Annotated in this window: 25 protein-coding genes; 16 read left to right on the top strand and 9 right to left on the bottom strand. The window is 51.3% G+C overall.

The features are described from left to right. Nucleotides 1-51: 51 nt before the first annotated feature. From EBA_RS10465 to EBA_RS10500, 8 genes are all read right to left on the bottom strand, one after another. Nucleotides 52-2,256 carry a peptidase domain-containing ABC transporter gene (locus EBA_RS10465; protein WP_223146665.1) on the bottom strand — a complete coding sequence of 735 codons (2,205 nt, stop codon included), beginning with the start codon at nucleotides 2,254-2,256 and terminating at the stop codon, nucleotides 52-54. Nucleotide 2,257: 1 nt separating this feature from the next. Further along, nucleotides 2,258-3,526 (bottom strand): HlyD family secretion protein, encoded by a 1,269-nt coding sequence (locus tag EBA_RS10470; protein WP_192374670.1) that lies wholly within the window; start codon nucleotides 3,524-3,526, stop codon nucleotides 2,258-2,260. Between the two features lie 85 nt (nucleotides 3,527-3,611). Continuing rightward, a complete protein-coding gene (locus tag EBA_RS10475) occupies nucleotides 3,612-4,040 on the bottom strand; it encodes a hypothetical protein (RefSeq protein WP_192374671.1) in 429 nt (142 codons plus the stop codon). Nucleotides 4,041-4,133: 93 nt separating this feature from the next. Further along, nucleotides 4,134-4,973, bottom strand: a complete 840-nt coding sequence (locus EBA_RS10480) for a hypothetical protein (RefSeq protein WP_192374672.1) — start codon at nucleotides 4,971-4,973, stop codon at nucleotides 4,134-4,136. Nucleotides 4,974-5,390: 417 nt separating this feature from the next. After that, nucleotides 5,391-5,762: a hypothetical protein gene (locus EBA_RS10485; protein ID WP_192374673.1), complete on the bottom strand. Its 372-nt coding sequence runs from the start codon at nucleotides 5,760-5,762 to the stop codon at nucleotides 5,391-5,393. A 628-nt stretch (nucleotides 5,763-6,390) separates the two neighbouring features. After that, nucleotides 6,391-6,690, bottom strand: a complete 300-nt coding sequence (locus EBA_RS10490) for a hypothetical protein (protein WP_192374674.1) — start codon at nucleotides 6,688-6,690, stop codon at nucleotides 6,391-6,393. A gap of 199 nt (nucleotides 6,691-6,889) precedes the next feature. Then, a complete protein-coding gene (locus EBA_RS10495; protein ID WP_192374675.1) occupies nucleotides 6,890-8,770 on the bottom strand; it encodes a DUF3857 domain-containing transglutaminase family protein in 1,881 nt (626 codons plus the stop codon). Nucleotides 8,771-9,542: 772 nt separating this feature from the next. Beyond that, complete coding sequence (locus EBA_RS10500; protein ID WP_192374676.1) at nucleotides 9,543-10,421, bottom strand: HDOD domain-containing protein; 879 nt, start codon at nucleotides 10,419-10,421, stop codon at nucleotides 9,543-9,545. Nucleotides 10,422-10,508: 87 nt separating this feature from the next. Here EBA_RS10500 and prmB point away from each other — a divergent pair, with 87 nt between their 5' ends. The 10 genes from prmB (at nucleotide 10,509) to EBA_RS10550 (ending at nucleotide 18,766) form a co-directional block, all read left to right on the top strand. Then, nucleotides 10,509-11,438 carry a 50S ribosomal protein L3 N(5)-glutamine methyltransferase gene (gene prmB / locus EBA_RS10505; protein ID WP_192374677.1) on the top strand — a complete coding sequence of 310 codons (930 nt, stop codon included), beginning with the start codon at nucleotides 10,509-10,511 and terminating at the stop codon, nucleotides 11,436-11,438. A gap of 2 nt (nucleotides 11,439-11,440) precedes the next feature. Then, a complete protein-coding gene (gene aroC, locus EBA_RS10510) occupies nucleotides 11,441-12,529 on the top strand; it encodes a chorismate synthase (protein WP_192374678.1) in 1,089 nt (362 codons plus the stop codon). Nucleotides 12,530-12,807: 278 nt separating this feature from the next. Further along, a complete protein-coding gene (locus EBA_RS10515) occupies nucleotides 12,808-13,962 on the top strand; it encodes an MFS transporter (protein WP_192374679.1) in 1,155 nt (384 codons plus the stop codon). A 34-nt stretch (nucleotides 13,963-13,996) separates the two neighbouring features. Beyond that, nucleotides 13,997-14,611 carry a MotA/TolQ/ExbB proton channel family protein gene (locus EBA_RS10520; RefSeq protein ID WP_192374680.1) on the top strand — a complete coding sequence of 205 codons (615 nt, stop codon included), beginning with the start codon at nucleotides 13,997-13,999 and terminating at the stop codon, nucleotides 14,609-14,611. Further along, entirely contained in the window at nucleotides 14,611-15,045 is a 435-nt protein-coding gene (locus EBA_RS10525; protein ID WP_192374681.1) for an ExbD/TolR family protein, read from the top strand. Before EBA_RS10520 ends, EBA_RS10525 begins: the two co-directional genes overlap by 1 nt. Next, nucleotides 15,042-16,043: a tetraacyldisaccharide 4'-kinase gene (gene lpxK / locus EBA_RS10530; RefSeq protein ID WP_192374682.1), complete on the top strand. Its 1,002-nt coding sequence runs from the start codon at nucleotides 15,042-15,044 to the stop codon at nucleotides 16,041-16,043. The genes EBA_RS10525 and lpxK overlap by 4 nt, the downstream gene beginning before the upstream one ends. Then, complete coding sequence (locus EBA_RS10535) at nucleotides 16,036-16,227, top strand: Trm112 family protein (protein ID WP_033156289.1); 192 nt, start codon at nucleotides 16,036-16,038, stop codon at nucleotides 16,225-16,227. The genes lpxK and EBA_RS10535 overlap by 8 nt, the downstream gene beginning before the upstream one ends. After that, complete coding sequence (gene kdsB / locus EBA_RS10540; RefSeq protein WP_192374683.1) at nucleotides 16,224-16,991, top strand: 3-deoxy-manno-octulosonate cytidylyltransferase; 768 nt, start codon at nucleotides 16,224-16,226, stop codon at nucleotides 16,989-16,991. The genes EBA_RS10535 and kdsB overlap by 4 nt, the downstream gene beginning before the upstream one ends. Before the next feature lie 55 nt (nucleotides 16,992-17,046). Beyond that, nucleotides 17,047-17,706, top strand: coding sequence for a hypothetical protein (locus tag EBA_RS10545; RefSeq protein WP_192374684.1), 660 nt, complete (start codon nucleotides 17,047-17,049; stop codon nucleotides 17,704-17,706). A 592-nt stretch (nucleotides 17,707-18,298) separates the two neighbouring features. Next, entirely contained in the window at nucleotides 18,299-18,766 is a 468-nt protein-coding gene (locus EBA_RS10550) for a GNAT family N-acetyltransferase (protein WP_192374685.1), read from the top strand. Here EBA_RS10550 and EBA_RS10555 read toward each other — a convergent pair. Beyond that, nucleotides 18,763-20,088: an AMP-binding protein gene (locus EBA_RS10555; protein WP_192374686.1), complete on the bottom strand. Its 1,326-nt coding sequence runs from the start codon at nucleotides 20,086-20,088 to the stop codon at nucleotides 18,763-18,765. The genes EBA_RS10550 and EBA_RS10555 overlap by 4 nt on opposite strands. 253 nt (nucleotides 20,089-20,341) lie before the next feature. Between EBA_RS10555 and EBA_RS10560 the strand changes: the two genes are divergently transcribed. From EBA_RS10560 to EBA_RS10585, 6 genes are read left to right on the top strand one after another with little or no spacing between them, the layout of a single operon-like run. Then, complete coding sequence (locus EBA_RS10560) at nucleotides 20,342-21,568, top strand: NAD(P)/FAD-dependent oxidoreductase (protein ID WP_192374687.1); 1,227 nt, start codon at nucleotides 20,342-20,344, stop codon at nucleotides 21,566-21,568. A 33-nt stretch (nucleotides 21,569-21,601) separates the two neighbouring features. Next, nucleotides 21,602-22,750 carry a beta-ketoacyl-[acyl-carrier-protein] synthase family protein gene (locus EBA_RS10565; RefSeq protein ID WP_192374688.1) on the top strand — a complete coding sequence of 383 codons (1,149 nt, stop codon included), beginning with the start codon at nucleotides 21,602-21,604 and terminating at the stop codon, nucleotides 22,748-22,750. Continuing rightward, entirely contained in the window at nucleotides 22,722-23,213 is a 492-nt protein-coding gene (locus EBA_RS10570; RefSeq protein WP_225616138.1) for an ApeP family dehydratase, read from the top strand. Before EBA_RS10565 ends, EBA_RS10570 begins: the two co-directional genes overlap by 29 nt. Next, on the top strand, nucleotides 23,210-23,938 hold the full coding sequence (gene fabG, locus EBA_RS10575; protein ID WP_192374689.1) for a 3-oxoacyl-ACP reductase FabG: 729 nt from the start codon (nucleotides 23,210-23,212) through the stop codon (nucleotides 23,936-23,938). Before EBA_RS10570 ends, fabG begins: the two co-directional genes overlap by 4 nt. Next, nucleotides 23,932-25,167: a beta-ketoacyl-ACP synthase gene (locus EBA_RS10580; protein WP_192374690.1), complete on the top strand. Its 1,236-nt coding sequence runs from the start codon at nucleotides 23,932-23,934 to the stop codon at nucleotides 25,165-25,167. The genes fabG and EBA_RS10580 overlap by 7 nt, the downstream gene beginning before the upstream one ends. Before the next feature lies 1 nt (nucleotide 25,168). Next, a complete protein-coding gene (locus tag EBA_RS10585) occupies nucleotides 25,169-25,924 on the top strand; it encodes a beta-ketoacyl synthase chain length factor (protein ID WP_192374691.1) in 756 nt (251 codons plus the stop codon). Nucleotides 25,925-25,969 lie beyond the last annotated feature (45 nt).

Below are 25,969 nucleotides of genomic sequence, written 5' to 3' on the forward strand. Positions count from 1 at the left end.
AATAGCGCCTCGGCAAAAAATACCTAACAAGCTCATTATGTTGGTAACCCTTTAAATCATGTTTGGCTTCGCGCCAAAAGACATTTTATAGGTAGGCAAATTCGTTGGCGCCAGTGAGTCGGCTTGAATCGGCGGTTGCGAGACCGAGGCATCCTTGACGACCTTGCCACCCGCCAAAACAATCACCCGGTTGGCGGAGGCGATGGTTTCCGGACGGTGGGCGATGATGATCCGGGTGACATTTAGCGACTTCACCGAGGCATTCACTTGCTGTTCGCGGGTAATGTCCAAATGACTGGTGGCTTCGTCGAGAAACAGGATTTTGGGCCGCTTATACAACGCTCGCGCGAGTAATATCCGTTGTTTTTGGCCGCCGGAGAGCACGGTACCCATGTCGCCCACCAGCGTATTGTAAGCCATCGGCATCGCTGCAATGTCATGGGCAATGGCCGCCATCTGCGCACATTTTTCGATCCATTGCTGATCAGCGTGCAGGTCGAAGAAGCTGATATTGTCGGCAATCGACCCGGCAAACAGCACATCGTCCTGCATCACCGTGCCCACCATGCGCCGCAAGCTATCGACCCCGATTTGCTTGACGCTGGCCCCGCTTATCAGCACGTCGCCCTCGGTGGCGGACAGAATCCCCAGCATGACGTTGATCAAAGTCGTTTTGCCGCAACCCGAGGGACCGACCACCGCAACCGAGTCGCCGGCGGCAATCTTTAGATTCACGCCATCCAGCACGAAAGGTTCATGCTCGGCATAACGAAAGCGCAAATTCGAGACTTCTAGACTGGGTTCCAGCAAGGTGTTATCGGCTGAAATTAACGACTCCCGGACAGTTTCCGGCGCGCTGAGCACAATATCCGCCAAACGCTCGCCCTGTAATTGCAGCATCTTGACTTCAAAGAATTTATCGATCAGGGAGCTGACGCGGGTGTCGAACTGGCCTTTATAGGAATTGAACGCCATCAGTACGCCGACCGAGAAATTGCCATCCATCACCAGCTTGGCGCCCAACCAGAGAATCAGCACATTTTCAAAGCCGAATAGTAAACCGTTCAACAACTTGTAGAGTAATTGCAGTTTTTGGGTGCGCAGATCGGCATTGATTTGATCGACGAATAAGGTCAGCCAGGTTGAACGCCGTTCGTCATGGCGTTGAAATAGCTTGATGGCCTTGACGCCGCGAATGGTTTCCAGAAAGTGGCTTTGCTGCTTGGCGGCATGAATGATCTGTTCCTCCGTCGCGTTGCGTAGCGGGCGATACCATGCCCAGCGGCTCAGGGCATACAGAGCCATCGTGCCGACCGCAATCCAGCCCAGCATCGGGCTGTAAATAAACATCATCACTAATGTCACCAACGTCATCAGGCCGTCAAGGATTGCTTCCATGAAAGACGTGGTCAAGGTCCTCTGGATCTGATCTATGGAGCCGAAGCGGGAAACCACGTCGCCTAAATGCCGTTTTTCGAAATACGAGATCGGCAGCCGGATCAGATGTGAAAACACATTGGCTCGCCACTGGATATTCAGGGTGGTGCCCATATACATGATCACCCAAGAGCGGATCGTGCTGACCGCCTGTTGCATGACCATCAACAAACCGAAACCGATCGCCAGCGTGGTCAGTAAATCCCTGTCCGCGGAAACAATCACATTGTCGATCACCCATTGCAAAAAGAACGGGCTGACCAGCGCAAATACTTCCAAGGCGAGGGCCAATACCAAGATCTGCCCGAACGAACGGGAAATACCGGTCACTCGCCCCAGCAGGCCGCGCAATGTGATGGTCTGTTTTTGTTCCTGGGGCTTAAAACCTAAGTTAGGCCAACATTCCAGCGCCACGCCGGTAAATGATTTTGAGGCATCCGCCAACGACAATTTACGAATACCGAAAGCAGGGTCGTGAATGGTGATGGTTTTATTGCCGACTTCCTTCAGCACCACGAAATGATTGAAATCCCAATGCAGGATACAGGGGCGTTTTAGCTGATTCAAATCCTCCAGTTCTAGCTTGAGAGCGCGCGTCGCCAGCTCCATGCGCGTGGCAATCTGGATTAAATGAGACAGCGCCGCCCCTTTCAGCGAGATATGAAACTGGCCGCGCAGCGTTCTTAAGTCAGTACGGTAATTATGGTAACCGGCGATCATACCCAAGCAGGCGAGACCGCATTCGGTCGCTTCCGTTTGTAAAATCAGCGGCAGTTTAGGGCCAAAGCCAAACGCAATGTTTTTGATAAATGGCATCATTTCAAAGCTTTCCGGTCAGGCTGTAGAGGGGCTCAAGCACCCATTCGTATAAGCGCCGCGTATCCTGTAAGACATCGGCTTCCAGCAACATACCGGCCTGCAAGTGCTGTGGCTTGCCATAGGCATTGATGGTTTGCGCAGCAATGTCGACGGTGACGCGATAAAGCGGCTCGTTATTGCCCCCGGCGGCGCCGTTCGACAGATTGCCGATCCCAGCCAGTTCATTGCCGGGTATGGCGGTTTTGGAAACGGAGATGACCTTGCCTTCCGCATGGCCGAATTTCTGGTAGGGGTAAGCCTGATAACGCAACAGCACGGCATCGCCGGCTTTGACAAAACCGACCGCCTTGCTGGGCGCGTATAAATGGGCTTGCAGTATCGCGCCGTTGGGCACCACGCTAACCAAGGGTTTGCTGGTATCCACCGCCTGACCAACTTCGGCGGATACCGCCGTGGCGATGCCGGTTTCAGGCGCGGTGATCACCAGGCGGCGCTTGGCTTCGCTCTCCGTCAATTCCTGAGCGGTGCTGGTAATTTCACGTTCGATTTGCGCCAACTGTTTTTGCTGTTTGACTGACAGATTTGCCAACTCATAGTGCAACGCGGTCAGTTCGCGGTTGACGCTAATGCGGTCGCGCTCCTGGCCTTGCAGCCGGTTGCGCTGATCGAGCAGTTCTTCCTGTTTCTGCTGCAACTGTTCCCTGGAAATATAATCCTGTGCCAACAAGCCTTCATAACGGGAAAGAGTTTCTGTCGATAATTGCACCCGACTTTTCTGGCCTTCAATCTGGCTATCGAGTTTCGCCAACTCAGCCTGTAACCCAGCAATTTTTTTAACCAACGCCTCGCGATCATCCGTTTGCATAGCCCGGGTTTTTTCCAATTCATCGCGCAACGATCGCTGGCGCGCCTCCACCTGGCTGCTGATAGTTTCCTGGGTATTGCCCTGAGTACTGCTTTGCCGTTCGCTCGACAGCACATACAACACATCCCCCTGGGTAACGCGCTGACCTTCCACGACGTGGTTTTCCAGAACGATACCGGGTTGCGGCACAAAAACCTTTACCAGTCCGGTGTCCGGAATCAGTTGCCCAGTAACCGTACTGCGCTTGGTATAAGTGCCCCAAACCAGGAAACACACAACGACAAGTGCCAAAGTACCCGCCAAGGCCGTCAGGTAAGCAAACGAAACAGGGCGAATCAATACAATGTCACCCAGCCATTTGGCTTGCCGGGCATTTAAGGCGGCGGGTCGGAAAATAGCGTTCATAAAATATTAGCCCACTTTGAGGTGGCTTAGTGAAAGGTAGCAAAACACGGCGTTCGATCAGTTTGGTATTGGTTATTGGTTGTTATTAATGGCTACGACGGGTTTTATGCCGTTCTAGAAAAAGGGGGATGCACACAGCCACTATAACAATAAATACGTAAATAAAAATTCCAGTAATGCCAGCTCTGTTGAATTCCATGTATTTTTTTAAAATCACGTTTATAAATTGTGTCGAAATATAAGCCCACACAAAAAATGTAAAAGCAGAAATCAAATTTTTCACAAGAATTTTTATAGTGCTATTCCGAATAATTGCATTGCATTTGGATTCAAGCCATCCAAAGAAAAATTGCGCTAAAGCAATCATTGCAAAGAACCCGACAAACAATAAAATACCATCTATTATTAGCCGATTAACATTCGGGGAATTTTCTAAATAAATAAAATATATTAATATAATAAAAGCGCTGAGTATCAAAGCGCCGACCAAACTTATCACAAGTTCATTTTTCATCCCTACCTCCCAAATACACCTGTAAAACGGTAAATCGAAAAAAGTTCCCTGAAACTTAAATTTACCTTGATGCGCGTGATTGTTTACCAAAGTTCAGGCCACACGCTCTGCGATCTTGTTCAGCACAAATAAACCTCCACTCAGCATACAGAGTACTAAGCCGATACGCTGAATATTCTGTATAAAACCATTTTGTCCATTTCGCTGCATATTTTGACTTACTTCGCCGATCGGCAGAAAAAACATTTCCGGGGTCAAAGTCTGCGGTGCGAACACACAACCCACAGCAATCAAATTGATTGCGTTTCTATATTCCCCGCTAAATAGCGATACGATGCCTGACCCGAAAAGGAAAATCACCACACCCGCTAAAATTACGCTGGTGATTTGACATTTAACAGGCCACCCACGCCACTCATTTATATGCTCAAATAAAATAGAATTGTTTATCTGCCTAGGCCTCGGCAGTGGCAAGCCACTATTAGCTTGATTTACTTTACGCGTATGAATGCTTTCGGACACCACCGTAAAGGTAAGTGTGACAATAATCATCAATAAGAAAACCAACATCATTAGCAACAGATTATTGTAAAGCGGTTTATTTTTTTCGTCTCCAAAATAAGTCACCGCCGCCGCAAATACTGTCACGCAGAATAATACGATAGTTGGCAAGCCGATGATTATTGGGTGAGCAACAATGCCAATTTTTGATGGCTCGCTATCCCATTCTTTTTTTATTTTCTTGGCAGATGCACATATTAAAGGCGACAGAATAAGTGTTATTGATCCAGCTACCTGGACCAGCATTTTGCCTTCAATGCCCTTGGCTGCCTCCGCAAAAACAAGCCATCCAAATACTGCCGTAAATACATACAATGCCGTATAGATAACTGGGAAACATGACACAAGAAATGAAACACCCACTCTTAACATCGCCCCTCCACAAAATCGTCCGAACACCGTCGCTAAAATAAAGCTATTTTTTACCTAATAAACCTAGTAAATCTATTTGATGCACTACGCTGGGTAGAGCGACAGTAAACCAAAACCTAGGCACGAAACCATATGTACCCATCACACTCAGTTATTGCGCCTTATGGCCTTGCCGGGCATTCAAGGCAGCGGGTTGGAAGATGGCATTCATTTTACGTTCATCCTTATTATTTGGGGGCTAATTAACTAAGGTCTCTATATACTTTTCCAGCATATAGCGCGTCTCATAAGTTTCCGCAGGTCAGTCGCCAGAGTCCTGCTCAAGTTCATGCAGTGCTCGCAAAACCATGCAATAACTTATGAGACGCGCAATAGTAACCAAGAGCTACCTAAGGAATATTAACTAATTTCGGACGTTTACAGCTCTTCAGCATCACGGACTACCGGAGGCAAGAAAAACAAAAGCGAAATAGCATAGATCAAACGTTTTTCTATAAATCCTCCTACGATAAACCCAATATAAATCATCGTTGCATAATAAATAGAAGTCCATGTAATCCCCCAGTCCCGACTAATGCCCCAGTTCCGAAAAAGATAAACAAGCATTACAAACGACGCAATTTCTACTATGTAGGCAATTGCTCTTGCTTGACCATTAAAATCTAATCTTGTCTTACAAAAAGGGCATAATATAAATGCTTCAGGTAATAGACTATTGCTACTAGGGCCCCACGAAATGTCCTGCCAAGAAATGTTCTTCTGGCATGACCCACATTGGCAATTAAACATTTACTTTCCCTCCTAGAAAATGTAGTGTGGTTTCGCGACAGCAAATCACCAAGGCTTTAACAGGGGTGGATTACCTAATGGCGAACATACTACAGTTCCGGCTATCTGTGATGGAATGTGTTCTAATTTAAATTAATTGCACCATTAAGGTGTTTTTCAGTGCACTTTGGATCGGTAGATATATACTACAAGCTGCGTTACGGCAGATATTATAAATATGTACATAGCTTCGTTGCGACCGACTCTTTCAATTTCATGGAATAATAAATACTCAAGCTGGCGAGCGCCGATCAAACATAAAAACATTAAAATAAATTGACTTACGTTCTTCACAAAACTCATTTTCACCTCATAATTAATCACGGCGCAATTACGTTTTTTTTGCGTGCTTATGTTTGATAGCCTGAAATTCATTTTTCGATAAAAACCATAGCGATCGCAATATTGAATACCAGTTTTTCTCATGGAACTTTCTTTTCAATATTTTTGCGAAAATCTGGCCTACCATCTTCTTGGATGAAAATGGTGGGCCAGATAGAACCAACAATAGCAACAAAACCAATACTATCGGCCACTTGTTTAGCATGCCAACGGGTATTTTATTGTTATGTTTTCAAATCCCTAAGCATTAAAACCAGCAGCCGTATGATCCGGCAAATGCTCCACCCAGTCCCCAGATCGTAGAAACCCCAAAATCGATTGCCGGGCCAGTCCACCAACTCGAGGCAGCGGCAGCGCCAAAACCACCCAAAAACCCAAATGTTACTGGACCATAGCATGAATCCCAATTGAAATCAGCCCCGGATACTTCATTGATCTCAACGAGAGAAAGTTCTTTTACAGACATAATAATTCCGATGTAAAAATAAATAGAAACCATCTTCAAGATAAAGATGGCGTAAAACACGCTTCTTTTGAAGCGATTCATTCGCCTTTGCAAGAACCGCTGCGAGGAGTTTTAAATAAAATCCAGACACTTCTTGGAAAGGCTTAATTCTTTTATGCGGGCTAGTATTGGCACCAGGCCATAGAACTGTTTCCCCTTCATAAACCTGTTAGTATTCAAATTGAGTTGCCGTTGGACGGCTGCCGCCACTTCCTGATTCAGACGATTTTCCGTTTTACGTTCAATAAACCAACTGAGCCCTCAAATCGCGCATCACGGCTTGTCCGAATGACTGGAACTCGGCGTACTGTTGCGGAAGCAACAGTGGTCCGGGCATCGCGAGCGAAAGCACTCGCGTAATCGTGACGGTCGAGCCTTCAGTTTTTACCGTTGATTCATAACTTCCGTGTGTCCACTTTCGCTGTACCCCGCTTGGTAATGCAGTTGGCTTGAAGGTTGCGGGCAACTGTAGCGTGATCGTTTCTTCTACGCGTCTACCCTGGAGCGGTACCGGCAATATACGTTGCGAGAGCCCTAGTTGCTCAAAAGTTGCCGCGATATTGGTGGCGCTACTGAATCCCTGTGGCACGATGAAAGCCCCCGGACCGGGCAGTTGTACATAGTTCGGTAGCGAGAAATCGGTGCTGTAACGATGTGGGCCGCCAAGGTCGCGGGGTTTTCCGCGGGTGAAGCTACCACTGCCATTTTGCCCGGTCTTCGAGAGTACGTTGCCTACAACCTGTGCTTCCGCGCCTTGCGGAATATTGGCCATTAGGCCACGCGCGATCAGGCCAAACATGCCCTCGCTTTCAACATCGGCATGGCCGCTAACGGTGCCGTCGTCTTCGAGTACCAGATTCATCGTCACCCGTACCTGATCTTGCGCCGGTAAGGACAGAGGCAGTGTCACCGTTTTAGCTTGACCTTTGTCGTTCACCACCAATGCGGGCTTGCCGCGTAGCGTCATCGCCAATGTGCCAAATGGCGAAAACTGGGTGGTGGAATCTAGGTATACGTCAAACTCCGGGACGCTCAGGATGGCGTGATTGAAAACGCCTGGCGATACGGCTACCCCGGGTTTCCAAAATTGCAAGTCGGCATTAACCAGTACCGGGCTGCTCCGGATTCCCTTGGCCGCGAGCAAAGCGCCCAGGATAGTGGTGTGGTCCTTGCAGTCGCCGTAACGTGCCTTGGCAATTTCGTCCGCGGCGTGCGGTACAACGCCGCCCACATCCAAAAAGATAGCGACGTAGCGGATGTTGGCGCTAACCCAGCCATAGATGGCCTCGGCCTGAGCACGACGGTCGGTGATTCCGGCGGTAATCTCGTTGGCCAGTTCCTGGATACTTGGCGTCACGGCCGCTTGCGGCAGCGCACGATCACGGTAGGCCTGAGCAGCCTCCTGGTCGCTGGCCAGGGTGGTGACGGCTACGCGCGGGCTGGAATCTTGAGGTGCCACGGATCCGGCCTCCAAGGGCAGCGCTTTCAAGTTCTTGACCTCCCAGCGCCAATACTGTTTATCCGCTTGATCGCCCTGGATGACGCCGCCCTTCAGATCGATAGCGTCGACGTACAGTTTCAAGGCGGCTGGCGCCGTCAGCGTGATCACTTCGGAATCGACATTAAAGATGCCTTGGATAGCCTCTACCATGGAGAAATGGTCCGGGAACAGCGGCTTGAGCTGCGTCTTGAGTGTGTGCAGGTGCAGCACTGAGCCCACCTCCACACCAGGGAATATGATTACCTTGACCTTACCGTCGTCGAACATCGGCGCACCGGCGCTTTGCGGTGTCTGTTGCACCATGATGCGGTCCGCCGGCACGTCGGTGCGCTTGTCGTCTGTGCCAACCACATAAGCTTCCAGCACGTCCAGTTGCTGTAGCGTACTACTGTAGGGAAGTGGTATTTGTCCAAAGCGCTGAATCGCCTGTGGCGTCTCAATGCGCAAGGCGGCGCTTTCTTCGACCGTATAACGACCGTCAGTTTGCACGTCGTATTGGATGGTGTCATTGACGATAGTGACGTCGGGGTTGGTTTGCGCAAAACTCACCGTGCATGTGGCGGTTAGGAGTAAAGCGCAGGTGATAAACCGGTTGAACGTGTAAAACATGATTTTACTCATCGAGAAGCCCATTGGGTTATTGATGGCAGGTTAATGACAGTGCTTTCTTTAATAAAAAATTAAAGAAGGTGTAAAAACGCTTCTTGAAAATTTCAAACTCTAAAATATAAAGAGCCGCGGATTGTCTTTTAGAGAAAAAAGAATTCCCTTGGTTAGCTCCTAGAATATGTTGCCTAGCAATGTTATTTGCCGAGAGTCTTCGTCGGCATGCCTTACTATGGATTTATTTTTTCAATTTTTTGTTAATACAGTCAACCAGTAAATCAGGATTATTTTCAGACGATAAAAATATTGACAAATTAATATTTAAAATGATAACGGAGTAAATTTTATTATGTGTAATCACACAAATTTATATTAAATGGCCAATTTAACTGTGTTAAATGGCTGAAAATTCCAACTTGGAAGGAAAGTATCTGCGACAATATGCCGCATACTATTAGGCTGAAAAAGCCCGATAAAACACTACTGCTGCTGGATGATTGTTTCCACCAACCCATATAGGACTATTCAATAAAAAGATTCGGCTGCCGAATTTGGTGCGCTCGAAATCATCGATATGGCGAGTAACAACGATAAGATTGTCAAGCACCCCGAAAAAACCGCGATCCCCGCGAAGGCCGATAATCTGACTTTAGCCTTTCGCGGGAAGGACGGCGCTAGGGTTTTTGAGGTGCTTTGTGGACAACGCGGTGCGGCCACTGCGTTTGTCTAGCGGGCGCGGGTGGACTCTTCGACAAGTTGTCCGTGTTGCCAACAGTGGCGAAAATTTTTAACTCAACATCTGCCGAATATGCTCGATCTCATCTTTCGCCTGGTCGAGTATATTGATGCTTAAATCCGCATCCAGATTGCCTTTAGCCAGTTTTTTATAAGCCGGCAATTCGTCCAGCTTCGGCATTTGTTTGATGTCTATCTTGCCGATGAAGCTGTGCAGTTGCGAAATCATGACTATATCGCTGTAACAGGCTTGCTCACCGCTGTCGCGGTGCCAGTTTTCAGCGTGGATGATCACGTCTTCAAAGTCGCTGGGAAAATCCCATTTACGGACGATTTGCACGCCAATCGGGCTACGTAACTCGCGCACTGCTTCCGCCAAATCGCCGGGATTGGCTAAAATATCGGGTTGGCGGTCGGCGTAAGCCAGAATCGGCACCACGCCTATGTCGTGAATCAAACCGGCCAGCATGGCGCGATCCGGATCGAAGCCGGGGGTTTTATGGGCAAACACCGCACTGATCGCCGCGACATAACTGCTATGCGCCCAAAGCTCTTGCATCTTGCGGCGAATCACCGGGGATTTGGCGTTAAACACGGCTTTTAACGCGAAGGCGGTAATGATGTCTTGCGCGGCTTTCAAACCCAGACGCGTCAACGCCTCCGGACAACTTTCGATTTTGCGCCGGCCACGATATAGCGGACTATTAGAGATTTTTACCACGCGCGCGGTAATGCTGGGGTCGATTTGCACGACTCTGGCGATTTTGGCGCTGTTGGCATTGGGTTCATTAATTGCGCGCCGAATTTTAACCGAGACATCGGGGATGGTCGGCAAGGCCAAAGAATCGGATTGCATATACTTAAAGCAATCTTGATACAGTCGGTTTTTTGCCAGTTTGGCGGACAGCAGTTGGGAATGGGCCTCGGTCATTAACTTTGCTTTATTCGGGCAAGCGGCGGGGGATTGGTTTAAAATCCGCTGCTGCATTTTTAAACGTTTTTTAAGTATAGACACGCTATGAATAGAACTGGCCCGGATGTTATCACAACCCTCAGCAGCATCAGAGACTATATTCGCTGGGCTGCCAGTCGATTTGCCGAGCACCGGGTTTTTTTAGGGCACGGCACCGTCACACCCCTGGATGAAGCGGCAGCCATCGTGTTACATACTTTGCATCAGCCATACGATTTGGATCATGGCTATTTGGACGCTACGCTGACGATGGCCGAACGCCAGGCGGTTTTGGCTTTAATCGAACGCCGTATCGTCGAACGTAAGCCGTCCGCTTATTTAACCCATGAAGCGATATTTGCCGGCCTGTCTTTTTATGTCGATGAACGGGTCTTGGTGCCGCGTTCGCCCATCGCCGAATTAATCGCCGAACGCTTTGAGCCGTGGATAGAAGAAACCCAAGTGTTCAACATTCTGGATTTATGTACCGGTAGCGCCTGCATCGCTATCGCCTGTGCCTATGCCTTCCCTGATGCACAAGTGGATGCGGTGGAATTGTCGGACGATGCCTTGGCGGTAGCCCGGATCAATTTGAAAAAACATGAACTGGAAGACCAAGTCCAGCTCTATCAATCCGATTTATTCAACGAATTGCCGGCCAAGCCTTACGACATCATCGTCAGCAATCCGCCCTATGTCGCCATCGCCGAATGGGAAAGTCTGCCCGCCGAGTTTCACGCCGAACCCGAGATGGGATTTACCGGCGGTGAACACGGCCTGGATCTGGTGTTGCGGATTTTGGTCGATGCCAAACGTTATCTAGCCGAGCAGGGCATCTTGATCATCGAAGTGGGCAGCAGCGCCGAGACTTTGCAGGAGATGTTTCCCGACGTGCCGTTCCAATGGCTGGAATTCGAGCATGGCGGCGACGGCGTATTTCTGTTGACCGCCGCACAAGTCACTCTTTATCACTCACTCTTTGCCAGCGCTTTATAACCATGTCCGGAAACAGCATAGGAAAATTATTTACCGTCACTACCTCCGGCGAAAGTCATGGCCCGGCCTTACTGGCTATTGTCGATGGTTGCCCGCCAGGCTTGGAGTTGTCGGAAGCCGATTTACAGATCGACTTGGATAGACGTAAGCCCGGCACCTCAAGGCATACCACACAACGCCGTGAAGCCGACGAAGTGAAAATTCTGTCTGGTGTGTTCGAAGGCAAAACCACCGGCTGCCCGATAGGACTGATGATCGAAAACACTGACCAGCGTTCCAAGGATTATTCAAAGATCGCCGAAAGCTTCCGCCCCGGTCATGCCGATTACACTTATCAGCACAAATACGGCTTTCGCGATTATCGCGGCGGCGGCCGCTCTTCGGCCCGCGAAACCGCGATGCGCGTTGCCGCAGGTGCCATAGCGAAGAAATATCTGTTCCAGCAGCACGGCATTCAAGTGCGCGGTTATTTGTCGCAACTGGGGCCGGTCAAGATCGAAGCGTTCGATTGGGACGAAGTCCCGAATAATCCCTTCTTCTGCCCGGACGCCGGCAAAGTTGAAGAGATGGAAAAATACATGGACGCCCTGCGCAAGGAAGGCGAATCGATAGGCGCCAAGATCGAAGTGATCGCCAGCAATGTGCCGCCTGGCTTGGGTGAGCCGATTTTCGACCGTCTGGATGCAGAATTGGCCTACGCCTTGATGAGCATCAATGCGGTAAAAGGTGTGGAAATCGGCGACGGTTTTGATTGCATCGACACCAAGGGCACAAAATTTCGCGACGAAATTACCCCGGAAGGTTTTTTAAGTAATCATGCCGGCGGCATCTTGGGCGGTATTTCCAGCGGTCAGGATATTGTTGCGCGCATCGCACTTAAACCCACTTCCAGCCTGCGCTTGCCGGGTCGAAGCATCAACGCCAGAGGCGAAGTCATTGAAGTGGTCACCGAAGGTCGTCACGATCCGTGCGTTGGCATTCGCGCCACACCCATCGCCGAAGCGATGGTGGCGATGGTGTTGATGGATCATTTGCTTAGGCATCGCGCTCAGAATCTGCATGTTGAAGCCGGTTTACCGATATTGCGTTAAGAAATCACATGTCTTGGGTATATCGCTACACAATCGCGCTGTTACCAGCGACGTTAACTATTGGAGCATGGCTGTTAGCCGACTGGGCTTATAGTTATTTCAATTGCCAAGGAAATCTAAAAAACCTACAGCCTTGCTTTGTCGGATCGATCAATCTGCTGCCATGGCTAGGAGTTGGCTTATTTTGGGGGCAACTGCTTTCTTGGCTTAGTGTACCAATCTCTTTTTGGTTCCTCATTAAAGTAGCATCTCAACAGATTGGCACTTCAAAGGACTAAATGCCTGTACCTTACTGGCGCTTATCCGGTTTTTACTTTTGCTACTTCGCAACGCTCGGTTCGTTTTTACCGTTTTGGAGCCTGTATCTAAAACAAATAGGCTTCGCTGCTACGGAAATCGGCGAGCTGACTGCTTTATTGGTCGCCACCAAGATTATCGCGCCCAATTATTGGGGTTGGCTGGCCGATAAAACCGGCCGTAATCTCAGCTTAATCCGCGTCACCTCCTTGCTGTCGGTGCTGTGTTTTGCCGGCTTTTTGTACCGTAGCGATTACTTGTGGTGTGCAGCGGTAACAGTGATTTTCAGCTTTTTCTGGAATGCTACTTTGCCGCAGTTCGAGGCCGCGACCTTGTTTCATCTTAAAGCCGAACCGCAGCGTTATAGCCAAATCCGTTTGTGGGGTTCGATAGGATTTATCGCGGCGGTGTTGGGCATAGGTCGGTTTCTGGACGATTTCAGCATCGCCTATTTGCCGTGGATTATTGGCGGCTTGATGCTGTTGAATTGGCTGATGGCTCTGATTACGCCCGAAGCCAAGCCGCGCCTGACACATACCGATGTCGGCGGCATTCGGCAAATCTTACTTAAGCCGGAACTGCTGGCGTTTCTGCTGGTTTACATGCTGTTGCAAGTCGCCCACGGCCCTTACTACGTGTTCTATTCGGTTTACCTAAAACAGCACGGCTATTCGGCGACCGAAACCGGTTTGCTGTGGGCCACCGGCGTAGCGGCAGAGGTGCTATTGTTCATTGCAATGCGCCAGTTGTTGAAATGGTTTACGCCGCGCACTTTGCTTCTATTGGCGGTATTGCTTAGTGTGTTGCGTTGGATGTTAATCGCCGACGGCGTGGATTTTCTGGCACTGACGATAGGTGCGCAAATTCTGCACGCAGCCAGCTTCGGCGTGGTGCATGTGGTGGCGATGCAATTGCTGTATCAATATTTCGGCGAACGCCATCAGAGCAAAGGGCAAGCGCTGTACAGCAGTGTCAGCTTCGGCATGGGCGGGATGATAGGCAGTCTTTACAGCGGGTATTTCTGGGATATGCTGGGCGGGCGGCTGGTTTATATCATCGCGGCCTTGGTGTGTTGCGTGGCCTTGCTGATAGCCTATATCGGCGTGGCTCGGGAATCTCGGCCCGGATTGGGTTAAAATTGGCAAGTTTTATGAAAGAGGGATAGACAACGTGTTTGAAGTAATCAAAAACGGCGGCTGGATGATGGCGCCTATCATTTTGTGTTCCATCGTGGCGATGGCGATTATCGGCGAGCGCTTTTGGTCTTTGCAGCGCAAACGCATCATTCCTGTCGATCTGGTGCCGTACATCTGGCAATTGCATCGCGATAAGAAATTGGATGAACCGACCATCAGGCGCATCAAACTAAGTTCGCCTCTGGGGCGGATTTTGGCCGCAGGCTTGCTGAATCGCAGGCATGGCCGGGAAATCATGAAATCCAGTATCGAAGAAGTCGGCCGCCAGGTGACGCACGAGCTGGAGCGTTATTTGAATGCGCTGGGCAGCATCGCGTCGATCACGCCTTTATTAGGATTACTGGGTACCGTGGATGGTATTATCCGGGTGTTCTCCGACATCGCGATAGGCGGCATGGGCGATCCTGCCGTGTTGAGCGGCGGCATTTCCGAAGCCTTGATTTGTACCGCCTCGGGTTTGACCGTGGCGATTCCCAGTCTGTTTTTTCACCGTTATTTCGAACGGCTGGTTGACGATCACGTGGTACGGATGGAAGAAGAATCGCTGCGCCTGATCGACATCATGCAAGGCGCGCGCGAGGATATTTAATGCAATTCCGCCGCAAACGCCGCACGCAGGTCGATATCGGCTTAATCCCGATGATAGACGTGTTGCTGGTTTTACTGTTTTTTTTCATGGTAGCCACCACCTTTCGCCATCATTCCGAACTGAAGATTAATCTGCCGGAAGCCCAAGGTAGCGATGCCTCTGAGCAGGGTAAGACCATCAATTTATACGTCGACGTGAAAGGCTCGTATGCCTTGGCCGGTGACGACAATCAATTTCACGAACTGGTGAATCAAAATCTGGACGGCTTAAAAGCGGCTTTGGCGCAAACCGCCGGCGACTCCAGACAATTGCCCTTCATTATCAGCGCCGACGGCAAAGCGCCGCATCAAGCCGTGGTCAGCGCCTTGGATGTGGCTAATGAACTGGGTTTTCATCACATCACCTTCGCTATCAACCGACCGGAAAAACCGTGAACAAGAAATTAGTTAAATGGTTTGAAGACGCCTGGTATAAGGAAATGTACATCTCGGCCTGGTTAATGCCCTGGTCGATGTTGTACGTAGACGCGATCCGCTTCCGCCGTTTTCTGTACCGTATCGGCATATTGAAAAAGACTAAATTGCCGGTGCCGGTGATTATCGTTGGCAACATTACCGTAGGCGGTACCGGCAAGACGCCGTTGGTGATCTGGATGGTCGAGTTTCTAAAACAAAACGGCTACAAACCCGGCGTCATTAGCCGCGGTTATGCCGGAGCGGCCGGCGTTAGCCCGCAAGCGGTGACCGCCGACAGCAACCCGGCACAGGTAGGTGACGAAGCGGTGTTGTTAGCTAAACGTTGCGCTTGTCCGGTTGTAGTCGGTGCCGAGCGGGTAGCCGCAGGCCGGCAATTATTGTCAAGCAACGCCTGCGACGTACTGATTTCCGACGACGGATTGCAGCATTACGCATTGGAGCGCGACATCGAAATCGTCGTGATAGACGGTCAACGCCGTTTTGGTAACGGTTATTGCCTGCCTGTCGGACCGCTGCGCGAGCCGCAGGAACGGGTCAGGCAAGTCGATTTGGTGGTCGTCAACGGCCCGGATGAATTGCTGGAAGGCGAATTGCCGATGCACTGCAAAGGCCAGCAACTAATCAATTTGCAAACCGGCGAACAGCAGCCGCTAGCCGAATTTAAAGATACGGCCTGCCATGCTGTTGCCGCAATCGGCAATCCCGCTCGCTTCTTTGCGCAATTGGCCGCCGCCGGACTGGATTGTCAAACCCACGCCTTGCCGGACCACCATCCGTTTACCGCCGAAGACTTGCAATTCAAAGAGCCTCGCCCAGTGATTATGACCGAAAAAGATGCGGTGAAATGCGCCCGCTTTGCGACCGACCAGCACTGGTATTTACCTATCGATGCCGAACTGCCCGAGGCATTTTCCCAACAACTGTTAAAACTACTCAAAGATAAAGCTCATGGATAAAAAACTGCTCGAGATTCTGGCCTGCCCGCTCTGCAAAAGCTCCCTGATTTACGACAAAGACAAACAGGAATTGATTTGCAAGGCTGATAATTTAGCTTTCCCGATCCGCGACGATATTCCGGTGATGCTGGAAGACGAAGCCCGCGAGTTGAGTTTTGAAGAAGCGGACGCGCTACGTAAATGAGCACCGGCTTTAAAGTCGTTATTCCGGCTCGCTACGGTTCCACCCGCTTGCCGGGTAAGCCCTTGTTGGACATCGCCGGCAAGCCGATGATCGTGCATGTGTGCGAACGCGCACTCGAAGCCGACGCCGAGCAAGTAGTGGTGGCGACCGACGATCAACGTATCTTCGCTGCGGTCAGCGATTTGGGCTTGCAAGCGGTGATGACCGATCCCAACCACCAGTCCGGCACCGAACGCATCGCCGAAGTGGCGCGGATCATGGGTTGGGCCGACGAACAAATCGTCGTTAACCTGCAAGGTGATGAACCGCTGATTCCACCGGCTTATATTCGCGATGCTGCCTTGGCTCTGGCAGGACAATATCAGGCCGGTATTGCGACACTGGCCGCAACGATTCTGGATGTGGACGAGATTTTCAATCCGAATGCTGTGAAGGTGGTGTTGGATAAAAACGGCTATGCGCTGTATTTCAGCCGGGCGGCGATTCCGTGGAACCGTTCGACTTTCCCTGATCAACATGATCCTGCTGTTTCGTCTTTGCCGCATCTCAGGCATATTGGCATGTATGCCTACACCGTCGGCTTCTTGCAGCGGTATTGCAGTTGGTCTGCGTCACCGCTGGAAAGTGTCGAGTCGTTGGAGCAGCTTAGGATTCTTTGGCATGGGGAGAGGGTTTTGGTGAAGATTGTTGACAAGACGCCGGAGGCGGGGGTGGATACGGAGGAGGATTTGGTGAGGGTTTCCAGGCTATTGTCCAAGGATTAGGTAAGTAGATGTACTCTTCAAATCAGAAACACCACAAAATGAGTTCTCCTTCGATATGAAACATAATATTGTTGAGTCAGAATGGAATGTCGTTATAGATGAATATGCCCATTGCTTAACGAATGGAATTGGACTTGATACTAACCAAGGTAATTCTACAGCTGAAAGAGTCTCTTCGCTTTTTGCAGAAATATTACGAATTTTTATTTTAGAATCAAAAGTTAAAGACAGTTGGTCTCCAGTGAAATGGCATGCTACATCAATTGGAATTGCAACTTTTGCATACTCAATCACCCAAAAACACCAATATGTACTTGGAGTTTATAATGGAGAGATTTATTTAAACTCTACAATACTTGACGCAAAAAATATTAAAAACATGCCAGACGAGTTTTGGAGTGTATTTTTAGGTCTGATAGAAATAGGGAGTTTTAAATTTCAAGATAACGCGGGACTTCCTGATAATTTAAAGTCTACTTTTGATCTAAGAGGTTGTAGAAGCAATACATACAAGTTGATCCGAAACTTTGTTTTGCTTGAAGAGCATGTGCCGTCGAGTACCGTTGATTTGGGGGCATTTGAGATTATTTGGGACATTTCAGATTCCGTGGTGGATATTTTGGCTAAAGGGACAGAGGCGATGAAAAGAATTCATCGATTAAATTACCTGCTATATCGCTGTGAGTATCAGAAAAGAAATTCAAAAAAACGTTAACCAAATATTTTTGCGTGGGTACTAGCATTTCTGTACCTGATGAAATTACGTGTCGCTATCGCGACGATTTTTCTAATGTCGGTTCTCGCACCGACGGGCGAGATACTTTCTTTTGCTCCGCCAAAAGAAAGTATCCAAAGAAAAGGCGGCCCGGATGCCGCTTTGATCCTGCGCGCCGAAGCTTTTATCGAGGGTCGGCAGAAGGGGCTTCCAGGCCCCTCTGCCGACGCACCGCATCCCTGCGGTGCCCCTTCGGGCTGTTCTCGATAAAAGCTCCGGTGCTCGGCGCGGCATAGGGGGGAACACCGTTGCTGCGTAGCTTGCTTATTTTTGAATTGAAAAATGGTTTTCTTTGAGGAAAGTTTTGCTCAATGCTGCGGAGTCACGGACTTATTTGCGCGAGATACCGCTGGCTGAGCGGAGCCGAAGCCAGGCAATTCGCTTCGACTCCGCTCAGCGAACGGTTTAATTTACCGGCATCGGAGTTGGGTCGCGTATTTCGTCAAGCTCTGCAAAAAACGAGAAGAGTAGTAGGGTGGGCACGTTTTTTGTGCCCACGCGGGTTTAACGTGTAGCTGTTTTGAAACCTCCGATGCCATTTAACATCATCAACCTCTCCCAAGAACCCCACAAAATCCCAACCTTGGCGCAATGGCACCAAGCCGAATGGGCCGGTCTCAATCCCGGCCAAACTTTGGAAGATCGCATAGAAAGAATGCAAGCTTATCTAAGCAACAAACTAATCCCGAGCACTTTCATTTGCAAGCATGAAGGCACATTGGCTGGCTCGGCAGCGATTATAGAAAGCGACATGGATACCCACCTGGAATTAACACCATGGCTGGCCAGCGTTTACGTGACGCCCGCATTCCGCCGGCAGGGCATAGGCGCAAAGCTGGTAAAACACGTCATGTCACAAGCCGAGACGGCCGGCGTTGCCAAGCTGTATCTGTTCACGCCGGATCAAGCGGATTTCTATCAAAAGCTCGGCTGGACAGAAATGGAGGAGGAAGACTATAGAGGGCATAGAGTCAAGATCATGAGCGTGGTGTTAAGTTAAAATTGATCGCTTTTAGGCGACTTCATAGCTAGCCCCTCTGAAGAGGACAAATCCGCCAACAGGTGTTCCAGCTCGGTTTTCGCTAATTTACCGGTTTCATTGCGAGGGATGGCTGAAACAAAGTGGATTTTTCGTGGTAGAAACACTTCGTCTACATAGGGCTGCAAGCCAAGCCGAATCGCTTGGCTGTTTAGTTGGCTGACCACGACTGCGGCCAATCGACCGTTTTCTTGGATAAAACAAACCCCGTCTTCCACGCCGTTTAAGTCTTTCAAGCGCCGGTTCAATTCGGTCAAGGAGGCGCGTTTGCCGCCGATCTTCACCATGTCCTGATCCCGGCCCAATACGGCGAAACGGCCGTTGGTATCGATATTAACGCTGTCTTGCAACTGCACCGCTTCCGGCAAATGTGCGGATTCCAGGCTGGCTTGTCCGTTTTTGCCTCGAATCAAACGGCAGCCCGAGTAGGGGCGCCAGTAATTTTCACGCAAGGTCTCGCGGCTGGCAAACGACAGGGTTTCGGTGCTGCCATAGATTTCGCGTGGCGATTGTCCTAAAATTACCGAGGTTTCGCCAGCCAGCTTTTCGGATAGGGTGTCGGTGGCGGAAATGATGCCGGCCAGGTTGTGCCAAGGGGCGTCGGTCTTGATCAAGGAACGCAAGTGCGTGGGTGTGGTAGCCAGCACGACCGGCCACGGCGCCGTTTTAATCGTTTGGCGTATGTCTTCGGCGAAGAACGGCCGTCCATCGTGCAGCACCAGCGTGGAAAACAGCGGCCAAAACACCGAGGTTTCCAGGCCGTACATGTGTTGCGGCGGAGTGGTGGACAGCATCAACAATTGTTGCTCAGCTATTCCCAGGCTGCTTACCGCCATCTCGGCGGAGGTTTTGAAGGTATTTAGGCTGTGCGCACAGGGTTTGGGTTTGCCGGTGCTGCCGGAGGTGAAGGCGATGACGGCGCTGCGCTGCCAGTCCAAGTGGGGTGGCAATGCCATGCTTGTAGAACTTGGCGCGACCACTTCGTACCATTCCAAACCTGCTTGCTGCGGGGCGTGTTCTCTGGCGATATAGGCACCGGGATAATCGCGAAGAATTTCCAGGATAACCGCCATTTGCCCGGCGGGTGGCAGCAGGCAAATCTGCTTGCGCGCAGCTGCCGCCAACAAACAGACGCAAAACAGATAGCGGTTTTCGCATAAATTAAACAGATAGGGCCGGTCTGGCAATTGCGCGGCCATGGCCGTTACGTCTGACCATAAATTGCCGTGGCTGACCACCTGGCCCGAATGGACGGCAAAAGGTGCTGAGTCGCTAGGGTCCATTGATATTGGTGTATTGGGAAATTGGTAGAGTGCCTGCATCAAGTAGATTTTTACGGGTGGCAGCTGATTTCCATTGCCGGAAGTTGAGCTTAATTGGTCGGAACGGGCCACGCCCGCGATTGACTTGGCTTAGCTCGCGGGCGTGGCCGGTGCGACAATACGATCTATTGAACACGGCTATGGCATTAACTTAGCGGCATTGCCGCTTTTTGTATTGAGCATATTTTAACCGGATAAACCGGCAGGAAAGTAAATGGATGCGGATGTATTGATCATTGGGGCCGGCCCAGCCGGCAGCGTGGCAGCCAAGATGCTGAAACAACTCGGCCATCGCGTGGTGATCCTGGAAAAAGAGCAATTTCCGCGTTTTTCGATTGGCGAAAGCCTGCTTCCGCAATGCATGGCGTTTATGGAAGATGCCGATATGTTGGCAGCGGTCACTGCGGAAGGTTTTCAGTTTAAAAACGGTGCGGCCTTTTCCAGGGCCGGCAAACTGACCGAGTTCGATTTTACCCAGAAATTTAGCGCCGGTTGGGGAACCACCTTTCAAGTGCCGCGCGCTCGTTTCGATCAGATTTTAGCCGACACGGCCGAAGCCGCCGGCGTGCCCATCCATTATCAACAAACTATCCTGGCGGCTGATTTTAGCAATCCAGGGCAAGCCAGCCTGACCAGCGTCGATGCCAAGGGTGTGCAGAAAGGCTGGAGCGCGGCGATGGTATTGGATGCCAGCGGTTTTGGCAGAGTATTGCCTCGGCTGTTGGACCTGGAAACGCCGTCCTCGTTATCGCCGCGGCGAGCCTTGTTCACCCACATCGAAGACCGGATTACAGCGACAGATTACGACCGCAATAAGATTTTGATCGCGATTCATCCCCAATTTCACGAGATTTGGTATTGGCTGATTCCATTCAGCAACGGCCGATGCTCGCTGGGTGTGGTGACGCCCGCCGGATTCCTGGACCAACGTAGCGGCGAGCCGCTGGAGGTTTTAAGGGAAATCGCGATGGAGGAACCTAGGCTCGCTGAGTTGTTGGTGGATAGCCGTTTCGATACGCCGGCTAATACCATCGGTGGCTATTCGGCCAACGTCAAGCAATTGTATGGGCAAGGGTTTGCGCTGCTTGGTAATGCCGGCGAATTCCTCGATCCGGTGTTTTCATCAGGGGTCACCATCGCGATGAAATCCGCAGCCCTGGCCGTGCCATTGGTCGACCGCCAATTACGCGGTGAGTCGGTGGATTGGCCAGTCGAATACGAGCAAGCTTTACGCAAGGGCATAGAGGTGTTTCGGGCCTATGTGGAAGCTTGGTACGATGGCCGCTTCCAAAAAATCATCTTTGAAGAACACCAGTTGGCCAACATCAAGGCCATGATTAGCTCCATTCTCGCCGGCTATGCTTGGGACGAAAAGAATCCGATGACACAGCGTTCCGCCAACAAAATCGAGGCCATCTTGGCAACCTATCCAGCTGACTGATTGGTGTCGTTTTTGTATTTACATGATTTAGGCATGGTCTGTGCCTTAGGTGACAGCCGGGCTGATATTTTAGCCGCATGGCTTGCCGGGCTCTCCGTTCTGCCGGTTCCGCCTTCCTGGCTGGATTCGGCTATTCCCGCATTCGGTGTACTAACTGAATTACCGGTCATTCCGACCCACCTTAAACAATACGATTGCCGCAACAACCGTTTGTTGCTGTCGGCGCTAGATCAGATCGAGTCTTCGGTCGGCACCGCCATAGCTCATTACGGGGCGGGTCGCATTGGCGTAGTGGTAGGTACCAGTACCTCCGGGATTGCTGAGGGCGAAACGGCAGTCCAAGCCTTGAAGGCAAGCGGGAGCATGCCGGCTAGCTATCGCTATAAACAGCAGGAGTTGGGCGGCGCGGCGGAATTTTTAGCGGCTCACCTGGATATTCGCGGCCCGGCGTACACGGTGTCCACCACCTGTTCATCCAGCGCCAACGCCTTGGCTTCGGCGCGCCGCCTGTTACGCTTAGGTGTCTGCGATGCCGTGCTGGTGGGTGGGGCGGACAGTTTATGCCTTACCACTCTGGAAGGCTTTGCCGCTTTGGGCGCGATTAGCAAAACGCGTTGCAATCCGTTTAGTAAAAATCGAGACGGCACGATGATAGGGGAAGGCGCAGCCTTATTCCTGATGACGCGTGAGCCGGGAGCCATTGCTTTGCTGGGCGTAGGTGCCAGTGCCGATGCTTACCATATCTCCGCCCCACGTCCCGACGGCAGCTGCGCGACGCTGGCAATGCAGGCGGCGCTAGACGACGCGCGGATAAAGCCAGAGCAAATCGATTACATCAACTTGCATGGAACGGCAACCTGGCAAAACGACGCGATGGAAAATCGGGCGGTCGGGCGGTTATTCGGTGGCGATACGCCTTGCAGTTCCAGCAAACCTTCAACCGGCCATTGTTTGGGAGCCGCCGGCGCACTCGAAGCGGGTTTATGCTGGTTGCTATTGTCCGATTTAAACCCGGCTAATCGCTTGCCCCCCCATCAGTGGGATGGCGAACCTGATCCCGATATGGTTCGGCTGAACTTGGTAGGGCTGGAAAATCAGGGGCCAAAGCCGCTACAATACTGCCTCAGCAACTCTTTTTCATTCGGCGGAAACAATGTGTCCTTGCTCATTGGACATCCCTGACAGTCCAGCGGTTTTTCCTTATGCCATCGAAACCTTAGTACCTCAGTCCGGGCGTATGGTGTTGCTGGATAGGGTGTTGGACGTAAGCGATAACCATATCTTGGTCGAATTGAACGTGCGCGATGACGGCCTATTTTCCAGCGTTGACCAACATGTGCCTGCCTGGGTGGGTTTGGAATATATGGCACAAGCCATTGCCGCCTATTCCGGTTATCACCGGAAGTGTCGTGGCGAAGCGATTGGTTTGGGATTTTTATTGGGTACCCGCTACTTTCAATGCTCGGTCGGTAGTTTCCCCTGCGGCACCAAGCTAACCGTGCGGGCGGAAAAGATTATCGAGGCCGCCAACGATATGTCGGTGTTCGATTGCACGATAGCAGGGCAAAATATCAAGGCCAGCTCAAAGTTAAATGTGTTGCTGCCACAGGATTCGAAAAAATTTCTCGCCGGAAAAGGAATATGAGCCAACCCACCATCCTGGTCACGGGATCCAGCCGAGGCATCGGCAAAGCGATAGCTTTGCGCCTGGCCCGTGAGGGCTACGATATTGTCATCCATTGCCGCAGCCGGCTGGATGAGGCCGAACATGTTAAACGGCAAATCGTCGAGTTGGGCCGGCAGGCCCGCGTGTTGAGTTTTGATTTAGCCGACCGGAGTGCTGCCAAAGACAGTTTGGAAAGCGATATTCAAGCCCACGGTGCTTATTACGGCGTGGTCTGCAATGCCGGCCTTTCCCGAGACAATGCCTTTCCTGCGCTGAGCGGCGAGGATTGGGATCAAGTATTGCGCAGTAATCTCGATGGTTTTTACAACGTACTTTATCCACTAGTCATGCCGATGATACAACGGCGCAAGCCGGGGCGTATCGTGACCCTGTCTTCCGTTTCCGGTTTAGTCGGCAACCGCGGTCAGGTCAATTACAGCGCGGCCAAGGCGGGCATCATCGGTGCGACTAAAGCCCTAGCTGTTGAGTTGGCGAAACGCAAAATCACCGTCAATTGCGTGGCGCCCGGTTTAATCGAGACCGAAATGCTGGAAGGTTTACCTTTGGATGAAGCCCTTGCCGCCGTACCCGCCAAACGTTTGGGTACGCCGGAAGAAGTCGCCGCGTTGGTGGCTTTTTTAATGTCCGCAGACGCCGGCTATATTACCCGCCAAGTAATTTCCGTGAATGGAGGTTTATGTTGACGCGGAGAGTCGTTGTCACCGGTATGGCCGGCTTTTCACCCATAGGTAACGACTGGGAGGAAATACGCGGCAGACTTTTAGCAAAGCAATCCGGCATTCGGTATATACCGGAATGGGAAATTTATAACGGTTTGCTGACCCGCTTGGCCGGGCCGGTGGAAAATTTCACGCTGCCGGCGCATTACACCCGTAAAAACACCCGCAGCATGGGCCGGGTCGCCTTGCTGGCAACCCGCGCCACCGAACTGGCCATGCTTGATGCCGGTTTGCTGGGCGATCCGGTGATCAGCAGCGGCCGTACCGGCGTGGCCTATGGCTCATCGGTCGGGTCGACGCCGGCTATCGCTGACTTCGGCAGAATGCTGATTAATCATGACATCGGCAATCTCAACGCTACTACCTATCTGAAGATGATGGGTCATACCACCTGCGCTAACGTGGCCTTGTTTTTTCAGGTGCGCGGTCGAGTCATCCCGTCTGTCAGCGCGTGTACCTCGGGTAGCCAGGGCATAGGTTACGCCTACGAGGCGATCAAATTCGGTTTGCAAGATGTGATGTTGGCGGGCGGTGCGGAGGAACTTTGTCCCACCGAGGCGGCGTTGTTCGATGCTTTATATGCCACCAGTACCCGCAACGACCAGCCTGAACTAACCCCCAGGCCTTTCGACCGTGATCGCGACGGCCTGGTAATAGGCGAGGGCGCTTGCACTTTGGTATTGGAGGAATTGGAGCGCGCTTTGGCGCGCGGCGCACGGATCTACGCCGAGATTGTCGGTTTTGCCACCAATGCCGACGGCGTCCACGCCACTCAACCCAATGCAGACACCATGCAACTGGTCATGCGTCTGGCTTTACAAGACGCGCGGATTGAGCCAGGTCAAATTGCTTATATCAGCGCGCACGGCACCGCCACCGAACAGGGCGATATTGCCGAAAGTCAGGCCACTGCGGCAGTGTTCGGCGGCAACACGCCGATTAGCAGTCTGAAAAGCTACACTGGCCATACCTTGGGTGCTTGCGGTGCCTTGGAGGCAATGGTGGCGATTCAGATGATGCGGGACGGCTGGTTTCACCCGAATCACAATCTGGATAATCCCGACCCGCGCTGCGCGGCGCTGGATTATCTAACCGGCGACGGCCGCACTATCGACGCCGAATATGTCGTCAGCAATAACTTTGCGTTTGGCGGTATCAACACCTCCTTGGTTTTCCAGCGCTGGGATACCTGAGTTGACCGACAGCATGGACGCGAATGGTTTGGAAAACCGCTTGGCTTTTACACTGAAACACTGGTGTTTTTGGCAATCGGCGCCGTGTCCCGAAGCTAATGGCTGGCCGGACGGTGACATATTGCCGTATCAGCAAGGCAATGCCGATGTGGGATTTTTACCGGCGATGCAAAGGCGCAGGCTGTCACCTTTAGCCAGAGCCGCCTGCGCAGTGGCTTGGCGCAGCCGCAGCAAAAGCGGTGACATGCCCTCGGTGTTTTGCTCAAATCACGGCGAAAGCCAGTATTACTTTGAGATGCTGGAGGACATAGCCGGCGCTGAAACGGTCTCGCCTAGTCGCTTCAGCCAGTGCGTACATAACGCCATAGCCGGTTTGTCCAGTTTTCACAGCGCAAGTTTTTTACCTTATGTGGCCTTGGCCGGCGGTACGGAAGGGCTGTTCTCGGCCTTTCTGGAAGCAGGCGGCATGCTGTTGGATGTTCCCCAGGTGTTGGTGGTGTGGTACGAACAGCCTTTGCCCGACGCTTACTTACCTTATCTGCCCGGCACTGATGTGACTTGGGCCTTGGCTATGACTTTAACGAGAGCGGGGAGCGCAGGGCGGCAATTGCGGCTGACGCGCGAGCCATCTAATGACCCGACATCGCAGGAAAATGGCCTGCCCAAGCTCGTTCAAGCGGTTATCCACGGTCAAAGCAGTGGATCTTGCCGACAGGATAGGTCTATCTGGCATTGGCGTTTGGATGATGTTTCGTGAGGTCGATTGCCAGGAGCATAAGCGATCTGCTTTAAGCCAAGGTAT

The organism is Methylomonas albis, assembly GCF_014850955.1.
GTDB lineage: Bacteria > Pseudomonadota > Gammaproteobacteria > Methylococcales > Methylomonadaceae > Methylomonas > Methylomonas albis.

Excerpts from the sequence above, each read along its gene's own strand:
- EBA_RS10465 (WP_223146665.1), bottom strand. The coding sequence starts at position 2,256 with ATGATGCCATTTATCAAAAACATTGCGTTTGGCTTTGGCCCTAAACTG.
- EBA_RS10470 (WP_192374670.1), bottom strand. The coding sequence starts at position 3,526 with ATGAACGCTATTTTCCGACCCGCCGCCTTAAATGCCCGGCAAGCCAAA.
- EBA_RS10475 (WP_192374671.1), bottom strand. The coding sequence starts at position 4,040 with ATGAAAAATGAACTTGTGATAAGTTTGGTCGGCGCTTTGATACTCAGC.
- EBA_RS10480 (WP_192374672.1), bottom strand. The coding sequence starts at position 4,973 with ATGTTAAGAGTGGGTGTTTCATTTCTTGTGTCATGTTTCCCAGTTATC.
- EBA_RS10485 (WP_192374673.1), bottom strand. The coding sequence starts at position 5,762 with ATGTTTAATTGCCAATGTGGGTCATGCCAGAAGAACATTTCTTGGCAG.
- EBA_RS10490 (WP_192374674.1), bottom strand. The coding sequence starts at position 6,690 with ATGAATCGCTTCAAAAGAAGCGTGTTTTACGCCATCTTTATCTTGAAG.
- EBA_RS10495 (WP_192374675.1), bottom strand. The coding sequence starts at position 8,770 with ATGAGTAAAATCATGTTTTACACGTTCAACCGGTTTATCACCTGCGCT.
- EBA_RS10500 (WP_192374676.1), bottom strand. The coding sequence starts at position 10,421 with ATGACCGAGGCCCATTCCCAACTGCTGTCCGCCAAACTGGCAAAAAAC.
- prmB (WP_192374677.1), top strand. The coding sequence starts at position 10,509 with ATGAATAGAACTGGCCCGGATGTTATCACAACCCTCAGCAGCATCAGA.
- aroC (WP_192374678.1), top strand. The coding sequence starts at position 11,441 with ATGTCCGGAAACAGCATAGGAAAATTATTTACCGTCACTACCTCCGGC.
- EBA_RS10515 (WP_192374679.1), top strand. The coding sequence starts at position 12,808 with ATGCCTGTACCTTACTGGCGCTTATCCGGTTTTTACTTTTGCTACTTC.
- EBA_RS10525 (WP_192374681.1), top strand. The coding sequence starts at position 14,611 with ATGCAATTCCGCCGCAAACGCCGCACGCAGGTCGATATCGGCTTAATC.
- EBA_RS10535 (WP_033156289.1), top strand. The coding sequence starts at position 16,036 with ATGGATAAAAAACTGCTCGAGATTCTGGCCTGCCCGCTCTGCAAAAGC.
- kdsB (WP_192374683.1), top strand. The coding sequence starts at position 16,224 with ATGAGCACCGGCTTTAAAGTCGTTATTCCGGCTCGCTACGGTTCCACC.
- EBA_RS10545 (WP_192374684.1), top strand. The coding sequence starts at position 17,047 with ATGAAACATAATATTGTTGAGTCAGAATGGAATGTCGTTATAGATGAA.
- EBA_RS10550 (WP_192374685.1), top strand. The coding sequence starts at position 18,299 with ATGCCATTTAACATCATCAACCTCTCCCAAGAACCCCACAAAATCCCA.
- EBA_RS10555 (WP_192374686.1), bottom strand. The coding sequence starts at position 20,088 with ATGGACCCTAGCGACTCAGCACCTTTTGCCGTCCATTCGGGCCAGGTG.
- EBA_RS10560 (WP_192374687.1), top strand. The coding sequence starts at position 20,342 with ATGGATGCGGATGTATTGATCATTGGGGCCGGCCCAGCCGGCAGCGTG.
- EBA_RS10565 (WP_192374688.1), top strand. The coding sequence starts at position 21,602 with ATGGTCTGTGCCTTAGGTGACAGCCGGGCTGATATTTTAGCCGCATGG.
- EBA_RS10570 (WP_225616138.1), top strand. The coding sequence starts at position 22,722 with ATGTGTCCTTGCTCATTGGACATCCCTGACAGTCCAGCGGTTTTTCCT.
- fabG (WP_192374689.1), top strand. The coding sequence starts at position 23,210 with ATGAGCCAACCCACCATCCTGGTCACGGGATCCAGCCGAGGCATCGGC.
- EBA_RS10580 (WP_192374690.1), top strand. The coding sequence starts at position 23,932 with ATGTTGACGCGGAGAGTCGTTGTCACCGGTATGGCCGGCTTTTCACCC.